General features: G+C 36.1%; 10 protein-coding genes. 1 reads left to right on the top strand and 9 read right to left on the bottom strand.

The genetic code is table 11. The features are described from left to right. Positions 1-43: 43 nt before the first annotated feature. The 8 genes from citG to AB8S09_RS09995 all read right to left on the bottom strand — a co-directional run bounded on the left by citG (position 44) and on the right by AB8S09_RS09995 (position 7,839). A complete protein-coding gene (gene citG / locus AB8S09_RS10030) occupies positions 44-919 on the bottom strand; it encodes a triphosphoribosyl-dephospho-CoA synthase CitG (RefSeq protein WP_369869059.1) in 876 nt (291 codons plus the stop codon). A 147-nt stretch (positions 920-1,066) separates the two neighbouring features. Next, positions 1,067-1,582: a citrate lyase holo-[acyl-carrier protein] synthase gene (gene citX / locus AB8S09_RS10025; RefSeq protein ID WP_369869058.1), complete on the bottom strand. Its 516-nt coding sequence runs from the start codon at positions 1,580-1,582 to the stop codon at positions 1,067-1,069. A 14-nt stretch (positions 1,583-1,596) separates the two neighbouring features. Further along, positions 1,597-3,138: a citrate lyase subunit alpha gene (gene citF / locus AB8S09_RS10020; protein WP_369869057.1), complete on the bottom strand. Its 1,542-nt coding sequence runs from the start codon at positions 3,136-3,138 to the stop codon at positions 1,597-1,599. Further along, positions 3,131-4,033 carry a citrate (pro-3S)-lyase subunit beta gene (gene citE / locus AB8S09_RS10015; protein WP_369869056.1) on the bottom strand — a complete coding sequence of 301 codons (903 nt, stop codon included), beginning with the start codon at positions 4,031-4,033 and terminating at the stop codon, positions 3,131-3,133. Before citE ends, citF begins: the two co-directional genes overlap by 8 nt. Further along, positions 4,033-4,329 (bottom strand): citrate lyase acyl carrier protein, encoded by a 297-nt coding sequence (citD, locus tag AB8S09_RS10010; RefSeq protein ID WP_369869055.1) that lies wholly within the window; start codon positions 4,327-4,329, stop codon positions 4,033-4,035. Before citD ends, citE begins: the two co-directional genes overlap by 1 nt. 29 nt (positions 4,330-4,358) lie before the next feature. Then, positions 4,359-5,393, bottom strand: a complete 1,035-nt coding sequence (gene citC / locus AB8S09_RS10005) for a [citrate (pro-3S)-lyase] ligase (RefSeq protein ID WP_369869054.1) — start codon at positions 5,391-5,393, stop codon at positions 4,359-4,361. Positions 5,394-5,451: 58 nt separating this feature from the next. Then, a complete protein-coding gene (locus AB8S09_RS10000) occupies positions 5,452-6,612 on the bottom strand; it encodes an NAD(P)-dependent malic enzyme (protein WP_369869053.1) in 1,161 nt (386 codons plus the stop codon). Positions 6,613-6,672: 60 nt separating this feature from the next. Continuing rightward, on the bottom strand, positions 6,673-7,839 hold the full coding sequence (locus AB8S09_RS09995; RefSeq protein ID WP_369869052.1) for an isocitrate/isopropylmalate family dehydrogenase: 1,167 nt from the start codon (positions 7,837-7,839) through the stop codon (positions 6,673-6,675). A 214-nt stretch (positions 7,840-8,053) separates the two neighbouring features. On the opposite strand from AB8S09_RS09995, the gene AB8S09_RS09990 reads away from it, so the two are divergent. After that, the gene (locus tag AB8S09_RS09990) at positions 8,054-8,923 is read left to right on the top strand and encodes a LysR family transcriptional regulator (RefSeq protein WP_369869051.1); all 870 of its coding nucleotides are present in this window, start codon (positions 8,054-8,056) and stop codon (positions 8,921-8,923) included. A gap of 96 nt (positions 8,924-9,019) precedes the next feature. Here the strand turns inward: AB8S09_RS09990 and AB8S09_RS09985 are convergent, their stop codons facing one another. Then, positions 9,020-11,314, bottom strand: a complete 2,295-nt coding sequence (locus tag AB8S09_RS09985; protein ID WP_369869050.1) for a hydratase — start codon at positions 11,312-11,314, stop codon at positions 9,020-9,022. Positions 11,315-11,364 lie beyond the last annotated feature (50 nt).

The raw sequence follows: 11,364 nt of genomic DNA, 5'->3' as shown, positions 1-11,364 counted from the left end.
ACCATTTTTCACACCAATCAATTTAATTTACCTCTCTTCCAACTTATACTAAATCGTTCATATACTGTTCTACCAAATAAAGAAATACTGTTATCCCTAGTAAGTCAGCACTTCCTCCTGGGCTTATGTTCTTCTCTATGAATTCATTACAAAGATCATTTATTTTTTTTCTACCTTTATTTGTTTTCATCCCCCCAATTAAAAGCGTTTCTCTAGCTTCTTCCTTTACCTGTTGTAAAACCCCAATGGAATGTCTGTATATTATAGTTGAATCATCACAAATTTGCATTATCCCGATAAGGGTATGTACCAATCTATTATTAATAGTTAAATCCATATTTCTCTTATAAAAATCAAGAGAAAAATCAAACACTGTAGGGATTCCTTTTTCCACTTCCCCACGTACACCTTCTGTTTTATACTTAATAAATAATTTTTCTCCATGACTTAAATTCTTTTTATCTCTCAAAGTAAGAAGTTCTTTTGAAACTATTCCTTTTGTCATCTGCTTTATAATATTTCTAATTTCATAAAACTTTTTTCCTTCATAAATAGCTTTTCCCACTGCAGCACAACATACTCCTATTAAAAACAGCATTCCCTTATGGGTATTGACACCCTTCGTTTTTAAAAACATGTCCTCTTCCGCTTTAACTCCAATAGATCTTATTCTGTTAAAAATACATTCATAAGAGTTATTTGCATATCCCTCCTGTACAAATTGAACCAAGTATCTACTTAATACAGATGTACTATCAATAAATGTATAATAATTCATATCATTATGTGCCCCATTGGATACCGGTGATACCAATCCCGGCGATGGATAACAGGCTACTTCATAAAGCATTGCTTGTATTGCAAAGCTCCCAATTATCATAGAAACTTCACTTACTGCAAATTTTTTTTCATTTTTCATATTATTTTTCTCCATATATCATTAATAACTTCAAATAAGTCATTATTTTTTGACATTCTCAGACAGCTTCCTGAACTAGACAGATATGAGAAATAAAGAAGAACGTATTCCTGTTCTCCTTTATTTCAGCAGCTTCACTATTTTCAGTTATAAAAATTCATCTATCAATTCATAGATCTTATTCAAAAGTTCCTCTGTAGAATGCCTTCTGCTCCTTCCACATACCTTTGCATTATTATTGCACAACAGGCATTTTCTTTCCGGAAAGTCTAATTCTGTCCTGCTAATTTGTTCTCCGGTTTTAGTAAATACATCAAAATCAAACAACCTTCCCAACTCATGGTTTTCTTCAATAAATACAGTGACTTTTTTTACAGCAAACGCATCTGCATTTACATTTAAAAATGCCTCAGGTCCAGCAGCAGAAACATTCAACATTTTATGAAGTATTTTCATATTGTACTTTTTTAATTCCTTTTCAAGCAAGCAAATCCCCTTTTTATGAAGTTTAGCAAAAAATTTATTGTTTTTTTCCACACCTGGTATATTCAATGTAAAAGAAATCAATGTGTTTTCAAATACATCCAGTAGATCCTTTTGAATTTGCACCCTTCTTTCTTTAGCTTCAAGTATTTCATTAAGGATATTGCCCGTATCTTTCATAATCACCGCCCCGACTATTTCACTTCTCTGATAACATCAATAATAGTACCGTCTCTGTACTCAACTATACCTACAATCTTATCGCCATATTCTATAGGTCTAGGCTTTCCCGTAATTTTCTCTGCCTTCTCTTGCAATTCCTCTATAGTACATACCGGTAATTTTGTTTTCTTAAATTTATCAATCAAATCTTTCCTAAGAGGATTTACTGCTATCCCTCTATCTGTAACTACTACATCTACTGTCTCTCCTGGAGTTACTACAGTATTTACCTTTTTTACTACAGTGGGTATCCTTCCTCTAATAAGCGGGCAAACTATCATGGCAAGTTTTGCTCCCGCTGCAGTATCACAATGTCCTCCTGATGCTCCTCTTATAACTCCATCAGACCCCGTAATTACATTCACATTGAAATCTGTATCCACTTCAAGTGCACTTAATATAACTATGTCCAATTTATTTGAAATACATCCATTATTGTGAGGGTTGGCATATAATGATGAACTTATTTCATAGTGATTGGGGTTTTCCCCTATGGATTTTGCTGCTATTAAATCAAAACTCTGTACATCACAGATTTTTGAAATAAGACCTTCTTTCTGCATTTCTACAAATTGACCTGTAATTCCACCTAATGCAAAACTGGCCTTAATATCTTTTTCAATCATTTTTTCCCTTAAAAATCTTGCTACTGCCAGAGATGCTCCCCCGGAACCACTCTGAATCGAAAATCCTGGTACAAAATATCCCGAAGCTTCTATTGCCTCAGCTGCATACTGTGCAATCAAAAGTTCTCTCGGATTTTTCGTATATCTTGTCGCTCCGGATGCTATCCCCTTAGGATCTCCTATGGCATCAACCTTAACTACATAATCCACATTATTTTGTTCTATACTTGCAGGTACATTGGGATATGGCACTAAATTATCCGTAATAAGCACTACTTTTTCCGCATATTCCGCGTCTATTTTAGCATATCCCAATGAGCCGCAGAAAGATTTGCCTGTACATCCGCTAGCATTTCCATAATCATCACAACTTGGTGCTCCTAAAAATGCAACATCTATTTTTAAATCACCAGCTTCTATAGCTCTTGCTCTTCCACCATGGGAACGTATTATAACTGGTATATCCAGAATTCCCTTTGATATAGCTTCTGCCAAAGGTCCTCTAATTCCACTTGTCGTGATTTTTGTAACAACTCCATTTTTTATATGCTCAATTAAAGGCTCATGTACAGTACTTAAAGAACTTGGAGCTAAAGTCAAATTCTTAATTCCCATTTCGGCTATGACATCCATAACCATATTCAGCACATAATCTCCAGCCCTGAAATGGTGGTGGAATGATACTGTCATACCATCCTTCAATCCAGTTTTTATTATTGCTTCCTTTATACTTTCAACAAGCTTGCCCTCCCCAGGTTTTATACTGGATATTTTCTTTGAAAATTTTCTTTTGGCTGGTTTAAAGCTAAACAGTCCTTCATAAGGTATCAGATTTCCTATTCCATCTATGTAATCTGGTATTTCTCTTCCTATCTTATTTTTAGTCAATGTCATTTCCTCCTTCACTCACACGTATACCTGAAGCTTCTGCCAACATCAAAGCTCTCTGCGCACGTTCTATAATAGGCTTATCTACCATTTTCCCGTCCAGTGAAACTACACCGGAACCTTTCTTCTTAGCATCCTTTGCAGCTCTTATAACACGTACAGACTTATCTATTTCTTTTTGTGAAGGGGTATATATCTGGTGAACGGGAGTAATCTGCCTTGGATTTATCACGGATTTACCATCAAACCCCAACTGTTTTATTAATTTTACTTCATTTATGAATCCCTCTTCATTGTTTACATCAGAAAATACTGTATCAAAGGCATATATTCCCGCTGCTCTAGCAGCCAACAACACATGACTTCTTCCTGCAAGAAGTTCTATTCCATCTAGAGAACGGGTTGTCTTTAAATTCGTAACATAGTCCTCTGCTCCTATTGCTATTCCCATAAGTCTCCTGCTTGCTGTGGCTATTTCATAGGCATTCATGACTCCTATGGCACTTTCCACAGCTGCCATAATCTTCGTCTTTCCCACAGGTATTCCCGCTTCACTTTCAATTCTTTCTATCTCCTTTTCCACATCTATAACGTCTTGTGCACACTCTGTCTTGGGAAGTCTTATGATATCAGGTTGTGCCCTCACTATTGCTTCTAAATCCTCCATTCCGAAAGGTGTATCAAGGCCATTTATTCTTACAACTCTCTCCGTACCTTCATAATCTATGGACTTCAATGCATTATACACTAGGAATCTGGCACTGTCTTTTTCATTCAGTGACACCGAATCCTCCAAATCAAACATCAGGGAATCTGCTCCATATATATGTGCATCTTTAACCATTCCTGGATTATTTCCCGGTACATACATCATTGTCCTTCTCAACTTATACATTAATTTCTCACCTTCCAGTTGAATTTTGTCTCTTCTGCAGCCCTCATTACTGCAGTCTCCACACGTGCTTTTATAACGCAATCCAAAGCTCCCTTGTCATTGACACCTACACTAGCACTCTTTACATCTAGTTCTTTCAAAGTATCCAATATGACCTTTTTTATCTGATCCCCAAATTGTTTTTCTACAGAACTTTTCAGTCTTATAGACACCTCATTTTCAGAATTAGGCTGTATTGATACTGTAATATCACTGGATTCAAATGTTCCTGCTATAGCAGCTTTTTTTATTTTCATAAGTGAACCTCCTATATTAATATTAGACTTCATTTATTTTGAATTTTATCGATTATCGGTATTGCTTTTTTTGAACATAAAAAACTATAGGTACTGTCTGGTACTAATTCTTTTACCTGCGAAAACTTTCTTTCTCTTATAAGTTCTCTTACCTTTGATGCACTAACTATTTCTCTTTTTTTACTAAATCTTGGAATTTCCACAATTTCTATACCATGAAGTGAAAGAACTTCCTTCATCACATTATTATAAATTGCAGTGACATCACAAAACGGCTCTTCTCCTATATATCTCCTGGTAATACCCAATGCAGGCACTATATATTTAGTGAAAATTTCTATATCCAAAAGTGCTTGTATCCTAGTTACTTTATCTCGTCTTTTTATAAAATAGGATGGAAAAGTTGCACTTGAAATCACATAATCCTTACCTTTATGAAGTATTACATTATTCAAATGTCTTATCCCATTTCTCGCCAATTCATATCTTATATTGGAAGGGAAAACGGACTTGTTCTCCCATACTATAAATACATGAACTATATCACTTTCTTTGGAAGCTTTTTCAATCAAGTACTCATGACCTAAAGTAAACGGATTGCAGTTCATAACTATAGCTGAAACCACTTTCCCATCTACCCTCTTTTTTTTCAGATTTTCTACGAATCTACCTACAGCACAGGGATCATTCTCAAGTAAAATGACTTCGCCCGGAACTTGTGCTACTTTATAAAATCCCATGTCGCCAAACGTATTATAATTATCAGGTTTTGTGTATATAAAAAGATGATTGTTCCCCCGTACATACTCTTCTGCCACCAATTCAGATATTATTTTATTTGATATTCCCATTCCTCTGTAATTTTTATCCACAGCTATACATTTTAAAATGCTATTCTCGAAAGAACCAGTAGCAACTATTTTATCTTCATCATAGACTGCTATTGTGTACTCTATATTTTTATCCAACCGCAGCCCTTGTTTTAAAAGGAACTGTTCTATTTCCCTTAATTTTTTAAAATCTTTATTATCTATTATTTCTTTTTTCAGGCTAAGATACTCCACTGCAATCATCTCCTCACCAGACTGATAAATATATAACTATAACTAAGTTGTTACCTCACTATTTTTGTGCCGTATTCATAACCGCCCTGGCAACCGCATCACAGACATTTTTATTAAATACACTCGGTATTATATAATCTTCATTTAATTCATCCTTCTTTACCAGACTCGCAAGTTCCTTAGCTGCAGCAATTTTCATTTCATCACATATTTCCCTAACTCTTGAACTCAAGGCTCCTTTAAAAATTCCAGGAAAAACCAAAACATTGTTTATCTGATTTGGAAAATCAGATCTTCCTGTTGCTATAACCCTTGCTCCTGACTTTTTTGCTTCTCCAGGCATTATTTCAGGTATCGGGTTAGCTAACGCAAAAACTATGCTGTCTCTATTCATGAGTTTTATCATCTCACCGGTTACAACATTTCCAGCAGAGACACCTATAAAAACATCTGCATTTTTTATGGCATCTTTTAAGCTTCCTTTTTCCAAGCTTCTATTCGTCACCCTTGCTATTTGTCTTTGAGGTTCGTTCAATGAATTATCTCCTTCACAGACTATTCCATCTATGTCACATAGTATTATATTTTTCACTCCTGCTAAAATCAAAAGCTTGGCCGTTGCAATACCCGAGGCACCGGCACCATTTATGACAACTTTTATATTGTTAATATTTTTTTTGACTATTTTCAAGGCATTGTACAATCCCGCCAAAACTGCAATAGCAGTACCATGTTGATCGTCATGATATACGGGTATATTCAATTCTTGCTTTAGCTTGTCTTCAATATAAAAACATTCCGGAGCTTTTATATCTTCAAGATGTATTCCGCCAAATCCCGGTGCAATGTTCTTAATAGTATTTACTATGTCATCGGGATCTGTGGAATCCAAACATATCGGTATTGCATCTACATTTGCAAATCTCTTAAGTAGTAAAGCTTTACCTTCAACTACAGGTAATCCCGCTGAAGGTCCTATGTTTCCAAGTCCAAGTACTGCTGTCCCATTTGTAACTACAGCTACTGTCTTTCCCTTTATCGTATATTCATACGCTTTTTCCTCGTCTTTGGCAATTTCCATACAGGGTCCTACCACGCCGGGGGTATAAGCTACCGCCAAATCCACACTATTTCTCAAAGGCATTGTTCCAACGACCTCTATAGTACCACGTTTTTCTTTATGTAATCTTAATGATTCTTCTTTTACATCAACACCCATACTCTTCTAGCCGGGCTGTAGGTAAACCCGGCTGTGCCTCCTCTCTTGCTGTACCTCAAACTAAATATCCCCTAATTTTTCTATTGTCTCAATAACATAATCACCATATTCCTCCGTTGACGCATCTTTCCTCAAACTTGTAATAACAATCTTTCTTTCTTCTATACCACAAATATTTAAGGCTTTGGTAAGCTTTTCCGACTGTTTCTTATATCCAATATAAGATAATAACATGGCAGTTGCCCTGAGAATACTACTTGGATCCGCATATTCACCTCTGTTATGACTCATTAAAAATGGTGCTGAACCATGAATAGCTTCAAATACAGCATATCTTGTTCCTATATTAGCTGATCCGGCGGTTCCAAGTCCGCCTTGAAGTTCTGCAGCAATATCTGTAATAATATCACCATAGAGATTGGGCAAAACAAACACTTGAAGACCTTGATTGAATTCTGGATCTGCCAACTTTGCTGCTGTCGCATCTACAAATCTTTCTTCCAGGGTTATTCCAGGATAATCTTTAGATACTTTTTTACAAGCACTAATAAAATTCCCATCCGTAAGCTTTACGATATTGGCTTTCGTTACAACTGTAACATTGGTTTTACCGTTATTCTTTGCAAATTCAAAAGCTGCTCTCGCAATTCTTTCTGAACCAAATGATGTCTCCACAACAAAATCAATGTCAAGATCATCATTAACGTGAATTCCCTTGTTTCCCCATATGTACGCCCCTTCAATATTTTCCCTGTAGAAAGTCCAATCTATCCCCTTTTCCGGTATGCACACAGGTCTTACGTTTGCAAACAAATCAAGTTCTTTTCTTAAAGTTGCATTGGCACTTCGAAGGTTAGGCCATGGATCCGTTGCCCTAGGCGTCGTTGAAGGTCCTTTTAATATAACATGACATTTTTTTATCTCAGCAAGGACATCATCTGGAACTGACTGCATCTTCGCAGATCTGTTCTCAATAGTAAGCCCTTCTATTTCCCGCAATTCAACTTTTCCTGATCTTATGGCATCTTTTAAAAGCAAATTCAAAACTCGTCTAGCCTGTTTTATTATAATTGGTCCAATACCATCACCTGGTGCAATACCTATAATAATCCTGTCCAGTTTTTTAAAATCTATAAATTCCTGCTGTTCTTTAATATCTTCTATTCTTTCCAATTCAGAAAAAATAAGCTTGCCAAATTTCTCTTTAGCTGCATCTACATTCTTCATAATAACTTGCCTCCGCTTTTCAATAAACTTTACTAATTAAGTATCCGGATACTATAAAATGATTATTTCATTTTTGTGTATTTCATGAATTTTTAAATTTAATTTTCAGCTTTTATTCACTATTGCATATCTTATATTTTCATTATATGTCTTGAATTTAATAATGTATAATAGTATAATTTTATTGATAATCATAACCAAAAGGAATGATACTATGGATGAAAAGGACTACGAAATAATTTTAACTTTGCACAAATTAAAAAACATTACTAAAACATCCGAGAAATTATTTATCAGTCAGCCAGCATTAACAAAACGAATTAAAAAAATAGAAAGGGATTTGGGTATTGATTTGATCATCCGTTCTAAGAAGGGTGTTATATTTACTCCTCTAGGTGAAAGTGTAATACCTTATATTAAAAATGTAACAAACACCTTGAATCTAATGCGCCAGCAGGTAGAATCCAACCATAATTTTGTCGGTGGAACCTTAAATATTGGAATTTCTTTGAATTATTCCCATTATCGTTTACCTGAAGTTTTAAAAAACTACACAGAAGCTTTCCCAAATGTTGATGTCAAAATAGTTACCGATCAAAGTACACATCTGTATCACAAACTTGAAAACGATGAGATCTCTCTAGCCGTCTTGAGGGGGGAGTACAAATGGGATGAGGAATCAATATTATTGAACACAGAACCAATATGTTTCGTATGCAATAATAAAAATATGAACCGCCCTCTTGATTCTTTTACATATATCGGAAGACATGTCGACAGTATTTTTCAGGCAAAAATACAGACCTGGCTTATAGAAAACGGATTATCCATCGAAAACACAAAATTTTGGATTGATGACATAGAAACTTGTTTGGATATTGTTAAAGAAGGGTTGGGGTGGACGATTCTCCCTAAAATTTGTCTGAATAACTTTAATGGGTATATTAAAAGCCTATATTTTGCAGACGGCACTCCTTTCACCCGCAGCACCTATATCTTATATAAAAAATTATATTATTCATTGCCTCAAGTCAAATTATTCATACAATATTTATTGGACAATGAAAAAAGCTACCAGGATTAGTCCTTAAAATTTTTAATATTCTGTCCTCAATTCTGTAAAACACAAAAGTACAGAACAAAATGAAATAGAATTTTTTCATTTTGTTCTGTACCATAATTATTTATTCATTTTATTCTTATTGTAGTTAATCAAGCAGCCAGACAGTAATATTTCAATTTCATTATCTGTAAGTCTGCCGACGCTTAAGGATATTTCCTTTATCCCATCACCTATAAGATATCCTTTGATTTCCGGTTTTCTCTCCCTGATTGAGCTTGTGATATCTTTAAAATATATAAAATCTCCACATTTAAATTCCGTTTCTTCTTTTATAATGAAAGGCAGTATTCCCCAGTTGATCAAGTTCGAACGATATCTCTTGGTGGCATATTCTCTCGATATATTTGCAAATCCTCCAAGAACTTTCTGGCAGCTTGCCGCCTGCTCCCTTGCAGAACCATCTCCCGGCTTAACGGCATAAATCGTACTTCCCAGCAGTGTATTTTCTTTATTGAAATCATTAAAACGGGCTGAAAGTTTTTCATAGACTGACTTCAGTTCCGAATTATTCTCTTCCGGAGATAATCCTTCCATCCTTCTTTTTTCGGCAGCCTGGATTTTCTTTGAACGTCCTACATAGCCCGGATCCTTTCTGAAAAGAGTAAATTCAGCTAATTTATAGGGATTTGAACGATAGCTTGACGTATCTCCCGATGGAATGAGTTCATCTGTCGTGGTCACAGGATCCAATAAAACAGATGTCACCTGCAAAAGCACATCATCCGTAATGGCTTCCATTTCAGGCCAGTCTTTAATATTGGGACCGAACCTTAAGGCTTCGCCGCTGTTTGCTTTTCCCACTCCATTGTAGACACGATTATCATAGATTGCCTTGTTGAAATAATATTTAGGTATATTGTAATTTGCATCTATATCCGTGGCTGCTGTGACAAATCCCCTGTTAACGGCTGTAGCCGCTATTGAACGTGCATCCATAAGTGCCACATAGGAAAGCTGTCCTTCATTGGGCCTTGAACCTTCACGGTTTGGAAAATTTCTTGTCGTATGTCTTATGCTGAGAGAATTATTGGCGGGAGTATCACCTCCTCCAAAACACGGTCCGCAGAAAGCTGTCTTGACTATTGCCCCTGCCTGCATCAGCTCTGCGGCAATCCCGTTTTGACTTAAACTATAATATACAGGCTGACTTGACGGATAGACACTCAATGTAAATTCATCATCCCCAATTGATTTGCCCTTCAATATACTGGCAGCTTCACAGACATTTTCATAGTTGCCTCCCGCACATCCAGCTATACATCCCTGTTCCACATACAGCCTGTTATTTCTTACCTTTTCCTTCAATGAAAATTTAAGGTTTTTGTTTGACATCCTCTTCCATGCGTCTTTCTCTACCTTGTCCAGTATATCATAAAGGTTTGCATTGAATTCTTCAATAGTGTACACATTACTGGGGTGAAAAGGCATGGCTATCATGGATTTTATTTCTGAAAGATCTGCACATATCATTCCATCATAATATGCAATATCTCCAGGATTCATCTCTTTATAATCCTCTTTCCTTCCATGCAGTTCAAAGTAGTCACGGACTTTGCTGTCAGTCCTCCATATCGAACTGAGACATGTGGTTTCAGTAGTCATTACATCAATGCCGTTTCTGTATTCCACCGACAAGTTTTCCACGCCGGGTCCCACAAATTCCATCACCTTATTTTTAACAAAACCATTCTTAAATACCTTTCCGATTATAGACAGGGCGACATCCTGCGGTCCTATGCCCTTCTGAGGTTTTCCAGTTAAATAAATTCCTATGACTTCAGGATAAGATATATCATATGTCTGTGACAGCAGCTGCTTGACAAGTTCTCTTCCGCCTTCACCTATGGCCAATGTACCAAGTGCTCCATAACGGGTGTGGCTGTCCGAGCCCAGTATCATCTTACCGCAGCCTGCCATCATCTCACGCATGTACTGGTGGATAACCGCCAGATGGGGCGGAACATAAATTGCTCCATATTTCTTTGCAGCAGACAGGCCAAACAAGTGATCATCCTCGTTAATTGTCCCTCCAACAGCACACAAGCTATTGTGGCAATTGGTAAGCACATACGGTATCAGGAATTTTTCAAGCCCGCTGGCACGTGCTGTCTGTATAATTCCCACATATGTGATGTCATGTGAAGTCAAAGCATCAAATTTAATCTCAAGTCTTTTCTTGTCCCGGGATTTATTATGATTTTGTAAAATAGAATAAGCTATAGTGTGCTTCCTAGCTTCTTCTTTGTTTATATAACGTTTGCCTAGGATCGACTTGACTTTTTTATCACCTTCTTCACAGGAAACAATTTTATTATTAACAAGATAAACACCCTTATTGTAAAGTTTAATCATTTTATTCACTCCTCACATATTGCCAATCATAAATTTAGAAATATTTTTTA

The sequence above is a fragment of the Clostridium lapidicellarium genome (assembly GCF_041224415.1).
In the GTDB taxonomy this organism is placed as follows: Bacteria; Bacillota; Clostridia; order Clostridiales; family Clostridiaceae; genus Clostridium_B; species Clostridium_B lapidicellarium.
The sequence above is the reverse complement of the archived record's forward strand: the minus strand, read 5'-3'. Positions and strand labels throughout refer to the sequence as shown.